This window comes from Thermomonas sp. HDW16 (genome assembly GCF_011302915.1).
Taxonomy (GTDB): Bacteria; Pseudomonadota; Gammaproteobacteria; order Xanthomonadales; family Xanthomonadaceae; genus Thermomonas.
Genome location: NZ_CP049872.1, coordinates 564,295 through 584,294 on the forward strand (window position 1 = coordinate 564,295; position 20,000 = coordinate 584,294).

The 20,000-nt window shown below is 65.6% G+C and carries 17 protein-coding genes and 1 pseudogene; 7 read left to right on the plus strand and 11 right to left on the minus strand.

Annotated elements, in window-relative coordinates:
- Positions 1-91 precede the first annotated feature (91 nt).
- Complete coding sequence (locus G7079_RS02475; RefSeq protein WP_166055230.1) at positions 92-1,933, minus strand: glycoside hydrolase family 13 protein; 1,842 nt, start codon at positions 1,931-1,933, stop codon at positions 92-94.
- Positions 1,934-2,099: 166 nt separating this feature from the next.
- Between G7079_RS02475 and G7079_RS02480 the strand changes: the two genes are divergently transcribed.
- From G7079_RS02480 to fghA, 4 genes are all read left to right on the plus strand, one after another.
- A complete protein-coding gene (locus G7079_RS02480; protein ID WP_166055232.1) occupies positions 2,100-3,464 on the plus strand; it encodes a glutamate--cysteine ligase in 1,365 nt (454 codons plus the stop codon).
- 74 nt (positions 3,465-3,538) lie between these two features.
- Positions 3,539-6,268, plus strand: coding sequence for a phosphoenolpyruvate carboxylase (gene ppc / locus G7079_RS02485; RefSeq protein ID WP_166055234.1), 2,730 nt, complete (start codon positions 3,539-3,541; stop codon positions 6,266-6,268).
- A 48-nt stretch (positions 6,269-6,316) separates the two neighbouring features.
- Positions 6,317-7,426, plus strand: coding sequence for an S-(hydroxymethyl)glutathione dehydrogenase/class III alcohol dehydrogenase (locus G7079_RS02490; RefSeq protein WP_166055236.1), 1,110 nt, complete (start codon positions 6,317-6,319; stop codon positions 7,424-7,426).
- On the plus strand, positions 7,426-8,259 hold the full coding sequence (gene fghA, locus G7079_RS02495; RefSeq protein WP_166055238.1) for an S-formylglutathione hydrolase: 834 nt from the start codon (positions 7,426-7,428) through the stop codon (positions 8,257-8,259). Before G7079_RS02490 ends, fghA begins: the two co-directional genes overlap by 1 nt.
- Positions 8,260-8,263: 4 nt before the next feature.
- On the opposite strand, the gene G7079_RS02500 is transcribed toward fghA, so the two are convergent.
- From G7079_RS02500 to G7079_RS02525, 6 genes are all read right to left on the minus strand, one after another.
- Complete coding sequence (locus tag G7079_RS02500; RefSeq protein WP_343160884.1) at positions 8,264-8,938, minus strand: ATP-binding protein; 675 nt, start codon at positions 8,936-8,938, stop codon at positions 8,264-8,266.
- A gap of 15 nt (positions 8,939-8,953) precedes the next feature.
- On the minus strand, positions 8,954-9,292 hold the full coding sequence (locus G7079_RS02505; protein WP_166055242.1) for a hypothetical protein: 339 nt from the start codon (positions 9,290-9,292) through the stop codon (positions 8,954-8,956).
- Between the two features lie 71 nt (positions 9,293-9,363).
- Positions 9,364-10,305: a DegV family protein gene (locus tag G7079_RS02510; protein ID WP_166055244.1), complete on the minus strand. Its 942-nt coding sequence runs from the start codon at positions 10,303-10,305 to the stop codon at positions 9,364-9,366.
- A 154-nt stretch (positions 10,306-10,459) separates the two neighbouring features.
- Complete coding sequence (locus G7079_RS02515; RefSeq protein ID WP_166055246.1) at positions 10,460-10,867, minus strand: DUF1761 domain-containing protein; 408 nt, start codon at positions 10,865-10,867, stop codon at positions 10,460-10,462.
- Between the two features lie 12 nt (positions 10,868-10,879).
- The gene (locus G7079_RS02520; protein ID WP_166055248.1) at positions 10,880-12,157 is read right to left on the minus strand and encodes an amidohydrolase family protein; all 1,278 of its coding nucleotides are present in this window, start codon (positions 12,155-12,157) and stop codon (positions 10,880-10,882) included.
- Positions 12,154-13,536, minus strand: a complete 1,383-nt coding sequence (locus G7079_RS02525) for an amidohydrolase (RefSeq protein ID WP_166055250.1) — start codon at positions 13,534-13,536, stop codon at positions 12,154-12,156. Before G7079_RS02525 ends, G7079_RS02520 begins: the two co-directional genes overlap by 4 nt.
- 124 nt (positions 13,537-13,660) lie before the next feature.
- Between G7079_RS02525 and G7079_RS02530 the strand changes: the two genes are divergently transcribed.
- Together G7079_RS02530 and G7079_RS02535 are read left to right on the plus strand one after the other, a co-directional pair.
- Complete coding sequence (locus G7079_RS02530) at positions 13,661-14,437, plus strand: AMP nucleosidase (RefSeq protein WP_166055251.1); 777 nt, start codon at positions 13,661-13,663, stop codon at positions 14,435-14,437.
- A pseudogene (locus G7079_RS02535) lies at positions 14,434-14,961 on the plus strand (DUF924 family protein); the annotation flags it as partial. The gene G7079_RS02530 and the pseudogene G7079_RS02535, both read left to right, overlap by 4 nt.
- Before the next feature lie 60 nt (positions 14,962-15,021).
- Here G7079_RS02535 and grxD read toward each other — a convergent pair.
- The 4 genes from grxD to G7079_RS02555 form a co-directional block, all read right to left on the minus strand.
- A complete protein-coding gene (gene grxD / locus G7079_RS02540; protein WP_166055253.1) occupies positions 15,022-15,945 on the minus strand; it encodes a Grx4 family monothiol glutaredoxin in 924 nt (307 codons plus the stop codon).
- A 67-nt stretch (positions 15,946-16,012) separates the two neighbouring features.
- Positions 16,013-16,672: a hypothetical protein gene (locus G7079_RS02545; RefSeq protein ID WP_166055255.1), complete on the minus strand. Its 660-nt coding sequence runs from the start codon at positions 16,670-16,672 to the stop codon at positions 16,013-16,015.
- On the minus strand, positions 16,647-17,294 hold the full coding sequence (locus G7079_RS02550) for an SGNH/GDSL hydrolase family protein (protein WP_166055257.1): 648 nt from the start codon (positions 17,292-17,294) through the stop codon (positions 16,647-16,649). The genes G7079_RS02545 and G7079_RS02550 overlap by 26 nt, the downstream gene beginning before the upstream one ends.
- A gap of 1 nt (position 17,295) precedes the next feature.
- The gene (locus G7079_RS02555; protein ID WP_166055259.1) at positions 17,296-18,540 is read right to left on the minus strand and encodes a pyridoxal phosphate-dependent aminotransferase; all 1,245 of its coding nucleotides are present in this window, start codon (positions 18,538-18,540) and stop codon (positions 17,296-17,298) included.
- 359 nt (positions 18,541-18,899) lie between these two features.
- On the opposite strand from G7079_RS02555, the gene rsgA reads away from it, so the two are divergent.
- Positions 18,900-20,000: a ribosome small subunit-dependent GTPase A gene (gene rsgA, locus G7079_RS02560; RefSeq protein WP_166055261.1), complete on the plus strand. Its 1,101-nt coding sequence runs from the start codon at positions 18,900-18,902 to the stop codon at positions 19,998-20,000.

Here is a 20,000-nt window from a genome sequence, read left to right on the forward strand (position 1 = left end):
CTCGATGCGCATCCGGCGCCGGCGGGGATCCGCTACGCGCCTCGAAATGCCGCTGCGCGAATGCCCGCCAACGCCGGACGCGCGTCGTGTCTTATTCGATCTCCAGCAACACCGCCGACTTCGCCGGCAAGGTGAGCGTCTCGCCTAGCGCCACCGGCTTGCCGCTCAACGCCTCGCGCGCGCTACGGCCGTGCAGGAAGGCATCGAAGCGATCCAATGACAGCGATGCCGATTCCGCATTCTTGTTGAGCGCCACCATCACGCCGCGCGGGCCGTCGTGGCGGAAATACACGTACACGCCATCGGCCGGGGCGAAATGGGTCAGCTTTCCGGTATGTAGTAGCGCGTTTCGCTTGCGCCAGTTGAACAATGCGCGGGTGTAGTCCTGTGCATCGCGTTGTGCAGCGCTTATGTCGTTGCCGGTGAACGCATCCGCCGCATCGCCCGCCCAGCCGCCCGGCATGTCCGCGCGCAGCAGGCCGTCGTTGCGTTCCTTCGGGCCGCGCAGCAGGACTTCGGAGCCGTAATAGAACTGCGGCGTGCCGCGCACGGTGGCCAGGTAGGCCATGCCGAGCTTCCACAGCGCCAGGTCGCCATCCACATGCGCCAGCAGGCGCGCGGTGTCGTGGTTCTCGGCGAACACCACCAGCGCGCCCGGATCCGGATACAGGAAATCGTTGGCCAGCATCTCGTACAGGCCCATCCAGCCGGTTTCCCAGCCTTCCGGCTGCACCAGCGCATTGCGCAGGGCCAGGTGGATGGGGAAATCCATCATGCTGGGCATGTACGGGACGTGGCCGTCGGGATTCACTTTGCCGCGCTGCCAATGGGCGACGACGGCGGGGTTGATGCTCCATTCCTCGCCGACCATCGCGAAGTTCGGATATTCGTCCAGCACCGCCTTCGCCCAGACGCTGAGGAACTGCGTGTCGGCATAGCCGAAGGTGTCTTCGCGGATGCCGGACAGCCCCGCGTACTCGATCCACCACAAGGTGTTCTGGATCAGGTAGCGCGCCAGCTGCGGGTTGCGCTGGTTGAGGTCGGGCATCGCGCTGACGAACCAGCCGTCGGTGAACGCGGCGCGATCCGCCGGCGCCGCATGCGGATCCTGCAGGGTGGTGCGGCGATGATTGGTTGGCGCGAATTTCGCCCCGTTGTTGATCCAGTCCTTCGCCGGCAGGTCGCGTATCCACCAGTGTTGCGAGCCGATGTGGTTGAGCACGATGTCCATGATCAGGCCGATACCCTTTGTCCTGGCCTCGCGTGATAGCGCGCGCACGTCTTCGTTGGTTCCCATCCGCGGATCGGTGCGATACAGGTCGGTGATCGCATAGCCGTGGTAGGAATACGCGGGCTGCTTGTTCTCCAGGAAAGGCGTGGGCCACAACTGGGTGAAGCCCATGCCGGCGATGTAGTCCAGGTGCTGGCGGATGCCGGCGATGTCGCCGCCGTGGCGGCCATTCGGGTTGTTGCGGTTGGCGGCTTCGCGCATGCCAGCCACGCTGTCGTTGGATGGATCGCCGTTGGCGAATCGATCCGGAGTGATCAGGTAGATCGCGTCGGCGTTGCTGAAACCTTGGCGTTGCGCGGAACCGGGTTCGCGCGCATCGATCCGCCACGGATGCGTGGCGACCACCTTGCCGGCGTCGACGAATTCAATGGCGAGCTCGCCCGGCTTGGCATCGGCCGCGACCTCGACGGTGACGAACAGGTAATTCGGGTTGTCGGTCTTCTGCACATCGACGATGGCCACGCCCGCGCGCGACAGTCGCGGCGACGCGGTGGCTATGCCCTTGCCATGCACCAGCAGCTCAACCCGGTTGTGCTGCATGCCGATCCACCAGTTGGCCGGCTCGATGCGTTCGATGTCCGCGGCCTGCGCAGTCGGCACCAGCAGGGACAGGCACACGAGGCAGGCGTACACGAGGCGCATGGGCGGGTTCCGTTGAAGGTGCCAGCCCGAGGCTACAAGCGCGATCCCGCGCGAACAACGCACGCGTGCAGGAATACGTATGCAACCGGAACACTGAAAGCCGGCAGGCGGGCTGCCGCGTGTGATCGGCGCGGGATATGCTGCGCATTCACCAAGGATGTAATGCATGTCCGGACCCAGCAGCGCCAACGACACCCCGATCACCGACTACCGGCAACTGGTCGACGTCATGGCCTCCGGCGAAAAGCCGCGCGAGGCGTGGCGGATCGGCACCGAGCACGAGAAATTCGGTTTCCGCCTGGATGACCTGCGTCCGCCGCAGTTCGACGGCGACCGCGGGATCGAAGCCTTGTTGAAAGGCTTGACCCGGTTCGACTGGGCGCCATATGAAGAGCACGGCAAGGTCATCGCGCTGACCAAGGACATGGCCTCGGTGACGCTGGAGCCGGCCGGTCAGTTGGAACTGTCCGGCGCGCCGGTCGAAACCATCCACGACACCTGCAAGGAAGTCGGCGGCCATCTGCGCGAAGTGCGCGAGATCGCGGATGAGTTGCAACTTGGTTTCCTCGGCATGGGCTTCCAGCCGAAGTGGCGCCGCGATGAGATGCCGTGGATGCCGAAGGGCCGCTACAAGATCATGCGCGAGTACATGCCCAAGGTCGGCACGCTGGGCCTGGACATGATGACCCGCACCTGCACGGTGCAGGTGAACCTGGACTACGCCTCCGAAGCGGACATGGTGAAGAAGTTCCGGGTGTCGCTGGCATTGCAGCCCATTGCCACCGCGCTGTTCGCCGATTCGCCGTTCACCGACGGCCAGCCGAACGGCTACCTCAGCTACCGCTCGCATATCTGGACGGATACCGATGCCGGCCGCACCGGCATGCTCGATTTCGTGTTCGAGGACGGCTTCGGCTACGAACGCTACGTCGATTACCTGCTCGACGTGCCGATGTATTTCAGTTATCGCGATGGCGAATACATCGACGCCAGCGGCAAGTCGTTCCGCAAGTTCCTGCGTGGCGAACTGGACGTGTTGCCCGGCGCGCTGCCGACCCTGCGCGACTGGAACGACCACATGACCACCGCGTTCCCGGAAGTGCGGCTGAAGAAGTTCCTGGAAATGCGCGGCGCCGATGCCGGCCCGTGGAGTCGCCTGTGTGCATTGCCGGCATTCTGGGTGGGCCTGCTGTACGACGATGCGGCGCTGGATGCGGCCTGGGACCTGGTCAAGGATTTCTCGATGGCCGAGCGCAATGCGTTGCGCGATGGCGTGCCGAAGTTTGCGCTGAAGACGCCGTTCCGCGACGGCACGCTGCGCGATATCGCGATCGAAGCGTTGAAGATTTCCCATGCGGGCCTGCGCCGCCGCGCGCGTGCCGATGCCTGCGGCGTGGATGAATCCGGCTTCATCGAACCGTTGCTGGAAATCGCCGACGCCAACCAGACGCCCGCCGAGCAAAAGCTTGCGCTGTTCCATGGCGAATGGAAGGGCAACGTGGATCCGGTGTTCCGCGAGTTCGCGTACTGAACGGATTCGCCGGCGAATTGGTCGCAACGGAAACCGATGCTGCACTGCCGCATGAAACCCGTTAGCCTGCGGGGATGACACCCGCCAAGAGCCCACTTCGCGAACAACTCGATTTCGCCGACACCGACATCCTGCTGCGCGATGACGTGCGCAGGCTGGGCGCGATGGTCGGCGACATGCTGGCCGAGCAGGTCTCGGATGCCTTCCTAGAACACGTGGAGCAGGTACGGCGCATCGCCATCGCGCGACGCGAACAGGGCGAGCCGATCGATGCATTGGCCGCGCGGCTTGCGGACGTGCCACTGGACGATGCCGAAGCCTTGGTGCGCGCGTTCGCTGCCTACTTCGGTGCCACCAACCTGGCCGAGCGCGTGCATCGCATCCGTCGTCGCCGCGATTACCAGCGGCTGGCCGATGCCCCGCAACCTGGCGGGCTGCAGGCCGTGCTGCGCGCCTTGCGCGAAGCCGGCGTCGGCCTGGCCGAACTGCAGGCGTTGCTGGAACGCATGTGCATCGAGCCGGTGTTCACCGCGCATCCAACCGAGGCGATCCGTCGCGCGCTGTTGTTGAAGGAACGCACCGTGGTCGAGCGGCTCATCGCCGACATCGACCGCGGTCGCACACCCATCGAGCGCGTGGCCGACGATGCGCGCATCCGCCAATCGTTGACCACGGCCTGGCAGACCACCGAGGCACCACCGCACAAGCCCAGCGTGGCCGACGAGGTGGAGCACATCGGTTTCTATCTTTCCAGCGTGCTGTATCGCGTGTTGCCGGTGTTCTACGAAAGTTTCATCGACGCGATTGAAGCCGTGTATGGCGAACGGATCGTGTTGCCGTCGTTGCTGCGCTTCGGTACCTGGGTCGGCGGCGACATGGACGGTAATCCGAACGTCGGCGCCGGCACCATGCACGATGCGCTGGCCGCGCAACGCAAGCTTGCGCTGGCTTGCTACCTGAGTGACCTGCGCGCGCTGGGCGACAGCCTGACCCAGAGCCGTGAGCGAACCGGCTTCGACGCGGCGATCGAAACCCGCGCCGCCGAACACCGCGCGTTGTTCCCCGAGGGCGCGGTGCGTTCGCGTCCTCGGCTGGCGGATATGCCCTACCGGCAATTGCTGTGGGCGATGCGCGCGCGCCTGCACGCGACCGAGAGCGGCGATGCCGGCGCGTATCCGGATGCCGCTGCGTTCATCGACGATCTCGAATTGATCGATGCCAGCCTGGCCGCCCATCGTGGCGAACATGCCGGCCGCTTCGCCCTGCAGCGCGTGCTGTGGCGTGCGAAGACCTTCGGTTTCCACATGGCGGCGCTGGACTTGCGCCAGGATTCGGCAGCGCACGACGAGGCACTGGGCGCGCTGGAAGGCGGCATCGACTGGAGCGAGTCGCCATTGCAGGCGCGCATCGATCACCTGCATGCGCTGATCCAAGGCGCGTCGGTGGCATCGCCCGATGCGCAGGCTGCGCAGTCGACGCTGGATGTGTTCCGCAGCGTGCGCGAATTGCGTGCAACGCTGGGCGAGCATGCGTTCGGCCCGTACATCATCAGCATGAGCCGCACTGCCGCCGATGCGCTGGCGGTGCTGGCGCTGGCGCGCATTGCCGGCTGCGTGGAGCATTCCGTTGAGAAGCGGGATGCGGTGCCGCTCGATGTCGCGCCACTGTTCGAAACGGTGGACGACCTCGATGCCGCGCCAGCGGTGATGCGCGCATTGTTCGCCGATCCGATTTACCGCGCGCATCTCGCCGTACGCGGAAACCGGCAGACGGTCATGCTGGGCTACAGCGACAGCGCCAAGGATGGCGGCCTGCTGGCCTCGCGCTGGGCCTTGCAGCGCGCGCAGGTGGAACTGCTGGAGCTGGCGCGCGAGGCCGGCGTGTCCATCGTGTTCTTCCATGGCCGTGGCGGTTCGGTGAGCCGCGGCGGCGGCAAGACCGAACGCGCGATCATCGCCGCGCCGCGTGGCTCGGTGGACGGGCGCATGCGCGTGACCGAACAGGGCGAGGTGATCCATCGCAAGTACGGCATCCGCGCACTCGCGCTGCGCAACCTGGAACAGATGACCGGCGCGGTGTTGCGCGCATCCTTGCGCCCGCGCCCACCGGAGCCGCGCGAAAGTGCGTGGCGCGCATTGGCGGCGGAATTGGCGACGGTCTCGCGCACGCACTACCGGGCACTTGTGCACGAACATGCGGATTTCCCGGCGTATTTCCGCGCCGCCACGCCGATCGACGTGATCGAACGCCTGCATATCGGTTCGCGACCCTCGCGCCGCCGTGATGGTGGCATCGCCAACCTGCGCGCGATTCCGTGGGTGTTCGCCTGGTCGCAGAACCGCTCCGGCCTGACTGGCTGGTACGGCCTGGGTACCGCGCTGCGTCACGGCATCGACACCAATGGCCTCGATGCCATGACGGCGATGGCGCGCGATTGGCCGTTCTTCGCGGCACTGGTCGACGATGTGGAGATGCTGATGGCGAAGTCGGACATCGCCATCTTCGAGCGTTATTCACGGCTGGCCGGCGACTTGCACGCGGCGTTCTTCCCCGGCATCGCCGCCGAGTTTGAACGCACCCGCGAGGCGATCCTTGCGATCAAGCAAAGCGACGAACTACTGGAGAACGATTATCGGTTGCGGCTGTCGATTCGCCTGCGCAATCCCTATGTCGATCCGATCAGCCTGCTGCAAGTCGACCTGTTGCAACGCTGGCGCGCCAGCGATCGCGCGGATGAAGATTTGCTGCGCGCGCTGGTCGCCACCGTCAACGGCATCTCGGCGGGCATCCAGAACACCGGTTGAGCCATCTCGGCGGATTATCATGTGGGCTCGCATCGTTTGGAGCCGCCCATGAAGTCCCGTGCCGCTGTAGCCTTCGCCGCTGGCGAACCGCTGAAGATCGTCGAGATCGACGTCGCCCCGCCGAAAGCCGGCGAAGTGCTGGTGAAGATCACCCATACCGGTGTTTGCCATACCGATGCGTTCACGCTTTCGGGCGACGATCCGGAAGGCCTGTTCCCGGTGGTTCTGGGCCACGAGGGCGCGGGCATCGTGGTCGAAGTCGGCGAGGGCGTGACCAGCGTGAAGCCGGGCGATCACGTGATTCCTCTGTATACCGCCGAATGCGGCGAATGCCTGTTCTGCAAATCCGGCAAGACCAACCTGTGCACCTCGGTGCGCGCGACCCAGGGCAAGGGCGTGATGCCGGATGGCACCTCGCGTTTCTCCTACGAAGGCCAGCCGCTGTACCACTACATGGGCTGCTCGACCTTCAGCGAATACACGGTGGTTGCCGAAGTCTCGCTGGCCAAGATCAATCCCGATGCGAACCCGGAACATGTCTGCCTGCTGGGCTGCGGCGTGACCACGGGCATCGGCGCCGTGCACAACACTGCGAAGGTGCAGGAAGGCGACAGCGTCGCGGTGTTCGGCTTGGGCGGTATCGGATTGGCTGTGATCCAGGGCGCGCGGCAAGCGAAGGCCGGCCGCATCATCGCCATCGACACCAATCCGTCGAAGTTCGAAATGGCGCGCGAATTCGGCGCCACCGACTGCGTGAACCCGAAGGATCACGAGCAGCCGATCCAGCAGGTCATCGTGGAGATGACTGGCTGGGGCGTGGATCACTCCTTCGAGTGCATCGGCAACGTCAATGTGATGCGCGCGGCACTGGAATGCGCGCATCGCGGCTGGGGCCAGAGCGTGATCATCGGCGTGGCCGGCGCCGGGCAGGAAATTTCCACGAGGCCGTTCCAGCTGGTGACCGGCCGCAAGTGGATGGGCACCGCGTTCGGCGGCGTGAAGGGACGGAGCCAATTGCCGGGCATGGTGGAAGACGCGATGAAAGGCGAGATCCAGCTGGCGCCGTTCGTGACCCACACCATGCCGCTGGATGACATCAACACGGCGTTCGATTTGATGCACGAAGGCAAGTCGATTCGTTCGGTGGTGCATTTCTGATGCAACGGATCGAACACCGCGCCTGCTTCGGCGGCTGGCAAGACGTATACGAACACGCATCGAGCACGTTGGATTGCACGATGCGCTTCGCCATTTACTTGCCGCCGCAGGCCGCGCACGGCCCGGTGCCGGTGCTGTACTGGCTGTCGGGCCTGACCTGCACCGAGCAGAACTTCATCACCAAGGCCGGTGCGCAGCGCTATGCGGCGGAACACGGCATCGCCATCGTCGCGCCGGATACCAGCCCGCGCGGCGACAACGTGGCCGATGCCGACGGCTACGACCTCGGTAAGGGTGCGGGCTTCTACGTCAACGCCACGCAGGCGCCGTGGGCCGCGCATTACCGCATGTACGACTACGTGGTCGATGAACTGCCGGCCTTGATCGAGGCGAATTTCCCGGTCACCGATGCGCGCGCGATCAGCGGGCATTCGATGGGCGGGCATGGCGCGCTGGTCATCGCGTTGCGCAATCCGAGGCGCTATCGCAGCGTGTCGGCGTTTTCGCCGATCGTCGCGCCCTCAACGGTGCCCTGGGGCGAAAAGGCGTTCACGGCGTATCTGGGCGATGACCGCGAGGCGTGGCGGCAGTACGACGCCACTGCGCTGGTCTCCGGCGGTTTGGCGGAGCGCCTGCCGCTGCTGATCGAGCAGGGCGATGCCGACGAATTCCTCGACGGCCAGTTGCGCCCGTGGTTGCTGCAAGGTGCGGCTGAAGCTTCGGGTCACCCGTTGACGTTGCGCATGCAACCCGGCTACGACCACAGCTATTACTTCATCGCCAGTTTCATCGGCGAGCACATTGCGCATCACGCAGCAGCGCTGCGGCGCTGAAGTTTCAGGTCAGGACGAAGTCTGTATAGGCGAAGCGCCCATCACGCAGCACGGTCTGAGCACGTTCGATGGCGATGGGTGCGGTGAACATCGGGCCGGCGTGCACGCAGGTATGGAATTCGCCGCGCTCGCCGCAGGGATCGATGCCAACCGGCAGGTCGTCGAGCAGTCGCGCATCGAAGGCGCGGCCGGCGAATGCGGCATCGAGCTGGGTGGTGTCCACGCAGCACAGGTTGGCACGCAGGCCGCCATCGAACATCTCGCGGGCCAGTCGCGTGGTATCGCTGCCGAACAGCGGGTAATGCGGGGTCCAGCCCAGCCGCGCGCAAAGCGCATCGCGGTAGGCCTTGATGTCTTCGAGGAACAGGTCGCCGAAGGCGATGTCGCGAAGCCCCGGCCAGCGGGTTTGCGCGCGAAACAGGGCATCGGCGAAGGCCGCTTCGTAATGTGCGTTGTCCGCACGCTTCGGTATCCGCGCTTCGATCACCGGCAGGCCGGTCGCGCGTGCCTGTGCGTGCAGCACATCGACGCGGATGCCCTGCATCGAGATGCGTTCGTACTCATCGGTGATCGTGGTGACGAGCGCGACGACTTCGACATCATCGCGCTGGCGCAGGACATGCAATGTCCACGCGGCGTCTTTGCCACCGCTCCATGAAAGCAGGACGGGCGTGCGCACCACTAGGCGCAGCGATCAGGCGGCGGTCACGTCGCGCAGTTGCCAGCCATTACCCGCGAGCAGGCCCAGGCGCTGGCGCATCACCGCCGACGGTAGCGTGGTGGTCACCACCAGTGCGGCGTGCAGATCGTCTTGGCTACCGGTGACCAGCGCATTCGGGTCGGTGGCGCCGAGCGCGGGATCGACATCATCCGGGTCGTCCTGCTGCGCTCGCCAGCGCTCGAATAGCGCATCGCCACGAAGGGCATCCTGCAATTCACCCGCCATGCCCTCCGGGCTTTCCGAGCGGAACGCCAGTGCGGCATCGGAACCGCGAGCATGGCCGGGCAGGCTGATGTAGTAACGGGTGGGCATGTGCATTCCTGGTGTCGACAAGGCGCACAGGTTAACGCCGGCGCGTTAGCCCGGCGTGGTTGCGGCGGGCATCATTCGAATTTGGCGGGTTCCGCGGCGAAGCCAACCACCAATCCCCCTTGGCCAACATTGACCATGCCGGACAGGCTCATCAGGCTTTCGAACATTTCGACGTTGTGCTCGGCACAGGTGTCGCGCAGGCGCTGGTAGCCGGGCAGGGTGCGCATCTTGTCGAGGTCGCCGCCGTAGCTCAGGGACATGGTGGGGGTCATTAACCCGGCGCGCACGCGGCTTGCGGCGAAATCGAACAATTTTTCGGCTGCGGCCTCGAAGCCTTTCACCTTTGCGACCGGGCCAGTCTCGCCGCGGTTGCAGTAGAGGATCGGCTTGATGTCGAGCGCCGTGCCCAGGGTCGCGCTGAAGAAGCTGATGCTCTTGTCGCCGCGACGCTTGATGCGGTTGCGCATGTAGTGCAGGTCCGGCGGCACCATGTAGCCTTGGGTGTACAGCGCCAGGTGCTCAAGCCGGGAACGGATCTTCGGTGCGCCTTCACCGGCGGCGCGCAGGCGCGCAGCCTCAATGGCCATCACGCCAACCGCGGCAAACACGTTCTGGCTGTCGATCACCCGCAGCGAGAACGGCGTGCTGTTGCCGGCTGCCGCCCGCACCGGCTTGTAGTCGTTGAGGATGGTGTAGCTGGCCTGCATCGCGTTGTCGAAGATGCCGCTGCGCGAGCGTGTGGTGCAGATGCAGAACACGTAGTCGTAGTCCAGCACCAGCTTGGACAGGAACAGGTCGTGCACCTGTTGCACGGTGTAGGGCGTGGTGTCGGCTTCGACCGCGCGTGCGGCGGTTTCGCCGGTGAGGAAGTTGCGCGTCGCGTCCTCGTTGCGCATGTCGGCCAGCACTGCCTGCCCGATCTGCACGGTGACCGGCAGGATGGTGACGTGTTCCTGTTCGATGAAGTCCATCGGCACGTCGCATGCCGAATCCACCACGATGCCAATGCGCATGACGTCCCCCAACCCCCGGTTCAGTAACGGAGACCGTACCGCAACTCGAGCCCGGTTGCATGTGGCAAAGCGGCATGGCCGCCTGCCGTGGTGCTGGCAATGATTGACCTGCGTCGCAGTTTTCCCGAGTGGAACGCGCGCATGTCCGATATTGTCAGTGCCACAACCCCAGGATCAGGCCGTACAGGGTGAATTGCAGGGTGTGGTAGCCGCCGTCGATCAGCCACAGCTTGAAGCTTCGGCCGGCAAAGGCGTAGTTGATGCCGAAACTCATCGCGACATAGGCCAGGCCGGTGAGGAAACCGGCATGCACGGCGATGAACAGCGGCGGATCCGGGCGCAGGATGATCGCGAACGCGGCGGCGGCGATCAGTGCGGCGATGAAGGCGGTACCGAAGACCTTTGCTGGATGTCCCTTCGGCGGCGCATCCGGATCCATGCCGTTTTCCCGGCACCAGGCCTTCTTGAACAGCGGCCCGTACCACAGGCCGCCGAGCAGGAAGGCGGAGACCGCCGCCGCGATGACCGCCAGCCAGTTGACGTCGACGAAATTCGGACCCATGGCGTTGCTCCTTCAGCGTGCGTCGTTGGGATAGGCGCGCGGCAAACCGGTGTCGCCGTGCAGGTAACGATCGCGCAGTTCGGTCTGGCGCGAGCGCATCGGGATCGCGCGGCCGTCCAGCCAGACCTGTTGCGCCACGTTGGCGACATCCAGCGGATCGCCGCTCCACAGCACCAGGTCGGCGCGCTGGCCGACGGCAATCGTGCCGAGTTCATCGCTCACGCCGAAGCTGTTGGCCGGCACCGAGGTCAGCCCGGCCAGTGCAGCTTCCCACGGCAGGCCGTTGGCCACTGCATTGCCCGCCAACTGGCGGATCTTGCGCGCGTTGTGCGAGGCGTCGCCGGCTTGCGAGAACGAGACGCGCACGCCCGCCGCGTGCATGCGCGCGGCGTTTTCCAGCGTGGCACCGATCTCGTCGAAATCCGCCGGAAGGTCGGCCAGCGCATCGACGAACACCGGCACGTTGGCGGCGGCGAGTTGCGGCGCGACTTTCCAGCCTTCGGTCGCGCCAAGCAGGGCGATGTTGACTCCGCGCTGCTTCGACCAACGCAGCAGACGGGCGATGTCGGCCGCGCGCTGGATGCGCACCAGCACCCGTCCGCCACCACCGAAGTATTTCGCCAGCGTGGTGCGGCCGGCAGGCGTCAGCAAGGCGAATTGCGAATCCTGCGGAATGCGCCCGCGCACTTCATCGATCAGTTGGTCGAGCAGCATCCATTGCGCCGCGCGCGAACTGCCGCTGAGGTTGGCGCCATCGCCGCCCAGGGTGACGAACAGGATGCGCGGACCGATCGCGTCCAGGCTGCCATCCAGGCGAACGCTACCGCCCTGTCCACCGATGAAGGAGCCGCCGGCGCGGGTGCCGGCCGACAACAACGTCCAGCCGATGCCCTCCACCCGTGCCACCGGGATCAAGATCGATTCCGGGTTGTAGGCCAGGGTGACGTCGAACTCCGGGCGCACCTGCATGTCGGCGGCATTCGCACCCAGCGCCAGCGTGTTGTCCACCGTCGCGGATTCGCCGGAGACTTCCTCCACGCCGATATCGGTGACGCCGCCGAACAGGGCCGGCGTCAGCGGCTTGCCCTGTGCATCGATCACCGTCGCGCTGCCCGCAGGCAGGCCATTGCCCACCGCGGCGATGCGACCGTTGCGCACCAGCACGTCGGCCGCTTGCAGGGTGCCGCGCGCGCTGGCGGTATGCACGGTGGCATTGCGGATCAGCATGTCTTGCGCGGATGCAACACCGCAGGCAGCCAACAAGGCCGCGACCAGAACCAGGCGCCTCATCGCACACCTCCACGCATCACGTCCTGTCCAAGCAGGAAGTCCGACTTCGGTTGCCGCGATTTGTCGTGGCGGTCGTACAACCGCGCGCCATCGACATAGACCTGTTCGGCCTGCGCATAACTGCTGAACGGATTGCCGTTCCACAGCACGACGTCGGCCATCTTGCCGGCCTCCAGCGTGCCGGTCTGGTCGAGGATGCCCATCGCCTTCGCCGGGTTCTGGGTGAGCCAGCGGATCGCATGCTCGGGGGTGATGTCGATGCCGACACGCTTCGCATTCGCCATCACCTTCGCTGCTTCCTGGTTGAGGCGCTGGATGCCTTCCTCCGAATCCGAATGCACGATGGCGCAGCCGCCCGGCACGCGGTCGACCAGCGCGATGTTTTCCTGGATGCCGTCGAAGCTTTCCATCTTGAAGCCCCACCAGTCCGCCCACAGCGCGGCGCAGACGCCTTCGGCGGCCAGCCGGTCGGCGATCTTGTAGGCCTCCACGCCGTGGTGGAACGCGGAAATCTTGAAGCCGAATTCCTTGGCCAGGTCGAGCATGATCGCCATCTCGTCGGCGCGGTAGCAGTGGATGTTGACGCGGATGTCGCCATTGATCGCGCCGGCCAGCGTATCCAGCTTGAGGTCGCGCTTGCCTTCCGCATCCTTGCCGCCGGCCTTGCGTTTCTTCATGTAGTCGGCGGCATCGGCGAAGGCCGCGCGATAGCCGGCGATATTGCCCATCCGCGTCGACGGCCCGCCCTTCTGCCCGTACACGCGCTTGGGGTTCTCGCCGCAGGCCATCTTCAGGCCCCAGGGCGCGCCCGGAAATTTCATGCCCTGGTAGGTGATCGAGGAGATGTTCTTCACCGTCACTCCGCGCCCACCGATCAGGTTGGCGCTGCCCGGCAGGATCTGCAGGCTGGTCACGCCGCCGGCCAGCGCGGTGTGGAAGCCGGGATCCTGTGGCCAGATCGAATGTTCGGCCCAGACATTGGCGGTGACCGGCGAAGTCGCCTCGTTGCCGTCGCTGTGCGCGCTCACCCCGGGGCTGGCATACACGCCAAGGTGCGAATGGATGTCGATGATGCCGGGGGTCACCCATTTGCCGGTTGCGTCGACGCGCACGGCATCGGTGGGGATATCGAGGTCGATGCCGACCGCGACGATCTTGCCGTCGCGCATCAGCACATCGGCATTGTCGAGGCGGCTACCGGTGCCGGTCAGCACCGTCGCGTGCTGGATGAGCACCGGCGGCGACATCACCCGCTGGTAGGTGCTGGGATAGGGATCAGCCGCGAAGTCGTAGGGCTTGGCGGTCGCGGCAGGCTTCTGCGGCGTACCGGCGCAACCAGCCAGCAAGGCCACCGCAAGGGCGGCAGTCAGTCGTTTCATCAATGTCCCCAACACACGGCGTGCGATGCCGAACCGTAACCCGGGTCGCGCCCATCCGCCACATGACCGAGGTCATGGGTGTGGGAAACTAGGGGTCGCATAACAACAAGAATCCGGAGACGACATGAAGGACAAGAACGAGATCGTCGACAACTGGCTGCCGCGTTACACGGGCGTGCCGCTGGACGGCTTCGGCGAGCACATCCTGCTGACCAATTTCGGTGGCTACCTCGGGCATTTCGCCGAGATGACAGGCGCGCCCATCGTCGGCCTGGACCGGCCGATGCCAAGCGCGACTGCAGACGGCATCACCATGATCAACTTCGGCATGGGCAGCCCGAACGCGGCGACGATGATGGACCTGCTGTCCGCGATCATGCCGAAGGCGGTGCTGTTCCTCGGCAAATGCGGTGGCCTGAAGAAGAAGAACCAGTTGGGCGACCTGGTGCTGCCGATCGCCGCGATCCGCGGCGAAGGCACCAGCAACGACTACCTGCCGCCGGAAGTGCCGGCGCTGCCCGCATTCGCCATGCAGCGCGTGATCTCCACCACCATCCGCGACATGGAGCTGGATTACTGGACCGGCACCGTCTACACCACCAACCGCCGGGTCTGGGAGCACGACGAGGAGTTCAAGGAGAAGCTGCGCGCGATGCGTTGCATGGCGATCGACATGGAAACCGCCACCGTGTTCGCCGCCGGTTTCGCCAACCGTATTCCCACCGGTGCGCTGCTGCTGGTCAGCGACCAGCCAATGATCCCGGAAGGCGTCAAGACCGAAGCCTCAGACGCCAAGGTCTCCGCCGACTACGTGCAGAACCACATCAAGGTCGGCATCGAGTCGCTCAAGCTGATCCGCCGCCACGGCAAGTCGGTGCGCCACTTGAGGTTCGACGAATGAGCATCGCGCCGCGCGATGTGGTGGATTTCTGGCGCGATGCCGGCATGGCCAAGTGGTTCCGTGGCGGCGATGCGTTCGATGCCGAATGCCGTGCGCAATTCCTCGATGCGCACCATGCCGCTGCGCGTCGCGAGTACGAACACTGGATGGACGATGCCGAAGGCGCGTTGGCGTTGCTGATCCTGCTCGACCAGATCCCGCGCAACGTATTCCGCGACAGCGGCCATGCCTTCGCCACCGATTCGCTGGCGCGGCACTATGCCGTGCGGGCTATCGAGGCCGGCTTCGATGCACGCAGCGATTGGTCGTTACGCTTGTTCTTCTACCTGCCATTCGAGCATGCCGAAGACATGGCCGACCAGGATCGTTCGGTCGCACGGATTGCCGCCCTGGGCGATGCCGATTTGCTGGGCTACGCACATGCGCATCGCGAGGTGATCGCGCGTTTCGGCCGCTTCCCGCATCGCAATCGCGCGCTGGGACGTATCAATACACCGGACGAGCAAGCCTGGCTGGATGCGGGGGCGGCTTCTGAAACAGGGCGAACGTTTGTCCCGCCCTGCTTGATGCCTCGATTCAGGAATTCAGTAACGCGGAATCGCCGGATCGATTTCGGCCCAGGCGTCGATGCCGCCCACGATGTTGTAGACCTCGCCGAAGCCCAATGCGCGGAAATGCTCCGCTGCCTGCGCGCTGCGTCCGCCGTGGTGGCAGAGGAAGGCCAGTGGCATGCTCTTCGGCAGCGATTCGATTTCTTCGACGCCGTCGTCGAAGCAGAGATAGTCGGTGGCGAGCGAGGCCAAGGCGCGTTCGTCTCCCGGGCGCACGTCGACGATGGTCAGGGTACCGGCGGCGGTGCGTTCGGCGGCTTGCGCCGGCGTCATCGCGCGCACTTTCGGCGGCGCGTTGGGGTTGTCGATCACCAGGCCCTTGCCGCGTTCGTCGTCGGCCCAGTCGATCGACATGCCGCGTGCGCGTTGCGCGCTGGCCAGGTCGAACTGGGCGAGGATACCGGCGGACTCGCTGGCGATGGCGTCATCGTCGCGCTGCGCCAGTTGCAGGCGCGCGTTGTAGCCGCCGTCGATATCGATCTGCAGCGCGAAACCGTCGCCGGCATCGGCCAGCGCTTGCTTCAGCATCGCGGCGGCGGCGGGGGTGATGGTGATCTGCGGCGGCGTGCGATCCGGCGCCGGCAGGCCCAGCGCGGTGTGCAATTCACCGCTGCCGGCCATCTGGAGGATGATGTCGGAACCGCCCACCAGCTCGCCGCCGATGTACAGCTGCGGGATGGTCGGCCAGTCGCCATAGGCCTTGATGCCTTCGCGGATTTCCGGATCGGCCAGCACGTCGACATGCGCATACGTCGCGCCCGCCGCATCCAGCTCGCCGACGGCTTTGGACGAGAAGCCGCATTGCGGTGCGCGCGGGTTGCCCTTCATGAACAGGACGACGGGATTGGCGGCCAGCAACGAGTCGATGCGGGCGCGGGTGGCGGGGTCGAGGGACATGGGGGTGTTCCGGATGCGGGACGACAATTTTACGCCCGGGAGCTGCGGTGAGTGCGCTGACGCTTCGCTATCGGCAATACCGGCTCTCCAGCAGCACTGCATCTTCGAGCAGGCCTTGTTCGCGCTCGTTCGAGGGGGCACTGAACATGTCCACCGCCTTTTTCAGGCCGGGGCAGGGGTCGTCGGTGTAGCCCGCTGGCCAGAACAACGCCTGCGACACCGCGCGCACGATGTCCGCAAGCGAGGGGTTTCCGCGCATGCGAAAGCGCTCCGGCGGCCCCATCCGAATGGGATTGATGCTTCGCGTCACATCTGTGCGGTCAAAGCGGATGCCGTCATCCTTGGCGCTGCGGCCGGCGGTGTGATCCCATTGATCATCGGACGCCACCTGTGGAATTTCGGCGGGAGCCTGGGCGGTTGGCGAGGTCGAGGGCACGATGCGCATTGCTTGCGGCCTGCTCGCCGTTGCGGTGGGAACCGCGCCGCGATCCGTTGCCGGCTTCATCGTCTTCACCGCCGGCGGCGGCAGTTGGATGAAGACCAGCTGCATCGGTTGGCCGGCGTCATCGTTCACAGACTCAGGTCGCGTCACCGCCCACAACACCAGAAGATGAACCAGGGCGACGCCACTCCAGGCCGCCCATTGTTCCGGCGCTGTCGTGCGTAACGAATCCTGCAGCGCGGTCAACGCATCCTGTCGTTCACGCGGAAACTTCCCATTCGCCATCCAGCAATTCCTTTGCTACAGGCAACGCCAGCCGCGTCCATTCGGCGTACAACCGCGCAGACGGATGCAGCCCGTCTTCCGCCAGCATCGCCGGCTCCGCACCGCGCGCGCGCGACACATCGGCGATATCCACGAAGGCTACGCCATGTGCCATGCAGACCTCGCGGGCGGCGGCATTGTAGGCATCCAGTGCGTTAGAAATTTGTTCCACGTCGCGCTCGCTGGCGACGCCGAACGGGGTTACGCCCCAGTCTGGGATGGACAGCACCAGCACGCGCTCCGCACGCGCATTCGCCAATGCGATCGCGTGTTGCAGCAGGCGCGCAAATTCGCCGAGGTAATCGTCGACGTCGCGGCCGCGGTACTGGTTGTTGACGCCGATCAGCAGGCTGACGAAATCCCATTCGCCAAGCGGTTCGGCATCGTCCATCGCGGCGGACAGCTCATCGGTTGTCCAGCCTGTGGTGGCGATGATGCGCGGATCAGAAATCGCGATACCGGCGTCGCGCAGGCCGCGCGCCAGCTGCATCGGCCATCGGCCATCGGCTTCGACGCCTTCGCCGATGCTGTAGGAATCGCCGAGGGCGAGATACGACAGCTGCGCTTGCGGCAGCGTCGCCATGTCAGGCCACGGCGCTGCGGCGTGCGTCTTCGGCGCGGCGGGTCAGCACGCGATCGATGCGGGCGAACACTTCGCGCAGCATCGACGCTTCCGGCAGCAAGGTGACGCGGAAGTGGTTGCGGTAGGGCACGTTGAAGCTGGAACCGGGCACGATCAGCACGTCCTCTTCTTCGAGCATCTGCAGCGCGAAGGCGTGGTCGTCGAAGCCGCGCGCGGCATCGCCCACCACGCCGGGGAAGCCGTACAGCGCGCCGGCCGGTGCGACCAGGCGCAGGTGTTCGCTGGCCTCGCAACTTTCGATCAGCGCCTTGCGGGTCTCATACAGGCGTCCGCCGGGCTGGACCAGTTCGGAGATGGTGTCGGCACCATGCAGGGCCTGCTGGATGGCGAACTGGCCCGGCACGTTGGCGCACAGGCGCAGTGCGCCGAGCAGGTCCATCGCGTGGTGATAGTCGCCGCTGGCCAACGGGTCGCCGCTCAACACCGCCCAGCCCACGCGCCAGCCGCAGGCGCGATGCACCTTCGACAAACCGCCGAAACTCATGCAGGGCAGGTCGCCGGCGAGTGGGGCAATCGGTTGGAAGGTGTTGTCGTCGTAGAGGATGCCGTCATAGATCTCGTCGGCCATCAGCAGCAGCTTGTGCTTCTGCGCGACGGCGACGATGCGCTCCAGCAACTCGCGCGGGTAGTTCGCGCCGGTCGGATTGTTCGGGTTGATCAGCACGATGGCGCGAGTGCGCGAGGACACCAGCGATTCGATCTGCTCGGGATCGGGCAGGAAGCCGGTGGCTTCGTCGCAGCGGTAATAGACCGGGCGGCCGTCGTTGAGGATGGTGGCCGCCGACCACAACGGGTAGTCGGGCGATGGCAGTAGGACTTCGTCACCCGGATTGAGCAGGGCGCGCAGCGAGATGTCGATCAGTTCGGACACGCCGTTGCCGACGAACACCCGCTCCGGCGAGGCATTCGGCGTACCGCGCTGCTTGTGGAAGGCGGCGATGGCCTCGCGCGCTTCCGGCAGGCCCTGCTGGTGGGTGTAGGGATCGGTGTTGGCGATGTGGTCGGCGATCGCACGCTGCAGGTGCTCCGGTGCGCGGAAGCCGAACGCGCCGGGGTTGCCGATGTTGAGCTTGATCAGGCTGCGGCCCTGGCCTTCCAGCTCGCGGGCTCGCCGGGCCAGTTCTCCGCGGATTTCGTAGCGGACTTCGGACAGGCGGGTGCGGGTCTTGAGGCTGGGCGGGGACATTGGCGCGGAAAGTGGGGGTAAATGGAGCTGCAAGCCTAGCGGAAATGGGGCGTCGATGCCGCGCAGGAGGGCTTCTCGCAGCAACGGCGCCTACCGCCGGGTGGTTCGCTCCGCGGCTCAAAATGCCGCTACGCGAGCCACCCGACGGTCTCGCCGTTGCGTGAGGATCTTCGCCATTCGATCCGGTCGGGGTGGCGTTGCCCGGTGGGGGTGGCAAGACTTCGAGCGGGCCATGGATGGCCCGCGGCCGCGGCTTCAGTCCTGGACGACTGGAAAGAGCGGCGAAGCCTTGCCACCCCCACCGGGCAACGCCACGGCGACGATGCGTAGAATCAGGCCATGACGGCAACCCCAAACGCATGACTCCCCTGCAGGCCATCGGCTGGCGCTGGACGCCGTCGACCCTCGATCCGGCCTGGGCCGGGTTGATCGCCGCGCATCCGCAGGCACGCCCTGCGCGGATCAGCGAACAGCATCGCAGCGGCTATCTGGTCGCGGAAACGGTCGATGCTGCATATCGCGCCGAATCGCTGCCGGAATGGCAGCGCGCAGGCAGCTACCGCAAGGGCGAGATCACCCCGGAATCGCGGCCGGCGGTCGGCGATTGGGTGCTGATCGAAGGCGAGGCGCCGAACGCGCTGCGCATCGTCGCGCTGTTGCCACGGTTTTCCGCGATCAAGCGCGGCGCGGCCGGCGAGCACTACAAGCAGCAGGTGATCGCGGCCAATATCGATACGGTGTTCGTGGTCTGTGGCCTTGATGCGGATTTCAATCCGCGCCGGATCGAACGCTATCTGATGCTGGTCGGCGGCAGCGGCGTGCAGCCGGTGATCGTGCTGACGAAGTCGGACAAGGATGGTGCCGATGTCGAAGCGGCCGCGCACGAGTTGCGCGCGCTGGACGTGCCGGTGCACGCGGTGAACGCCAAGGATCGCGACAGCGTGGCCGTGCTTGCGCCATGGCTGGGCGAAGGCCAGAGCATCGTGCTGGTGGGTAGCTCCGGCGCGGGCAAGTCCACGCTGACCAATACCCTGCTCGGCATCGAGAAAATGAAGACCGGCGCGGTGCGCGACAGCGACGATCGCGGCCGCCACACCACCACCCATCGCGCGCTGATCGCGCTGCCGTCCGGCGCCTGCCTGATCGATACGCCCGGCATGCGCGAACTGAAGCCGACCGGCGAGGAAGACGTGGCCGAGAGCTTCGCCGATATCGAAGCGCTGGCCGCGCAATGCAAGTTCAACGACTGCAAGCATCAGAAGGAACCGGGTTGTGCGGTGCGCGCGGCAGTGGAACGCGGCGAAGTGGATGCGCAGCGCGTCGCCAACTTCCTCAAGCTGAGCGAGGAAGTGGCCGGTGCCGCCAACAAGCTGGCCACGCGGCTGGCGCAAAAGTCGGATACGAAGGTGCAGAACAAGTCCATGTGCAAGCGCATCGACGAGAAATACGGACGCCATTGA

Coding starts and splice junctions, on each gene's coding strand:
- G7079_RS02505 (WP_166055242.1), bottom strand. CDS start 9,292: ATGCCCACCCGTTACTACATCAGCCTGCCCGGCCATGCTCGCGGTTCC.
- G7079_RS02475 (WP_166055230.1), bottom strand. CDS start 1,933: ATGCGCCTCGTGTACGCCTGCCTCGTGTGCCTGTCCCTGCTGGTGCCG.
- G7079_RS02490 (WP_166055236.1), top strand. CDS start 6,317: ATGAAGTCCCGTGCCGCTGTAGCCTTCGCCGCTGGCGAACCGCTGAAG.
- rsgA (WP_166055261.1), top strand. CDS start 18,900: ATGACTCCCCTGCAGGCCATCGGCTGGCGCTGGACGCCGTCGACCCTC.
- grxD (WP_166055253.1), bottom strand. CDS start 15,945: ATGTCCCTCGACCCCGCCACCCGCGCCCGCATCGACTCGTTGCTGGCC.
- G7079_RS02520 (WP_166055248.1), bottom strand. CDS start 12,157: ATGAGGCGCCTGGTTCTGGTCGCGGCCTTGTTGGCTGCCTGCGGTGTT.
- G7079_RS02515 (WP_166055246.1), bottom strand. CDS start 10,867: ATGGGTCCGAATTTCGTCGACGTCAACTGGCTGGCGGTCATCGCGGCG.
- G7079_RS02550 (WP_166055257.1), bottom strand. CDS start 17,294: ATGGCGACGCTGCCGCAAGCGCAGCTGTCGTATCTCGCCCTCGGCGAT.
- G7079_RS02530 (WP_166055251.1), top strand. CDS start 13,661: ATGAAGGACAAGAACGAGATCGTCGACAACTGGCTGCCGCGTTACACG.
- G7079_RS02480 (WP_166055232.1), top strand. CDS start 2,100: ATGTCCGGACCCAGCAGCGCCAACGACACCCCGATCACCGACTACCGG.
- ppc (WP_166055234.1), top strand. CDS start 3,539: ATGACACCCGCCAAGAGCCCACTTCGCGAACAACTCGATTTCGCCGAC.
- fghA (WP_166055238.1), top strand. CDS start 7,426: ATGCAACGGATCGAACACCGCGCCTGCTTCGGCGGCTGGCAAGACGTA.
- G7079_RS02525 (WP_166055250.1), bottom strand. CDS start 13,536: ATGAAACGACTGACTGCCGCCCTTGCGGTGGCCTTGCTGGCTGGTTGC.
- G7079_RS02545 (WP_166055255.1), bottom strand. CDS start 16,672: ATGGCGAATGGGAAGTTTCCGCGTGAACGACAGGATGCGTTGACCGCG.
- G7079_RS02555 (WP_166055259.1), bottom strand. CDS start 18,540: ATGTCCCCGCCCAGCCTCAAGACCCGCACCCGCCTGTCCGAAGTCCGC.
- G7079_RS02510 (WP_166055244.1), bottom strand. CDS start 10,305: ATGCGCATTGGCATCGTGGTGGATTCGGCATGCGACGTGCCGATGGAC.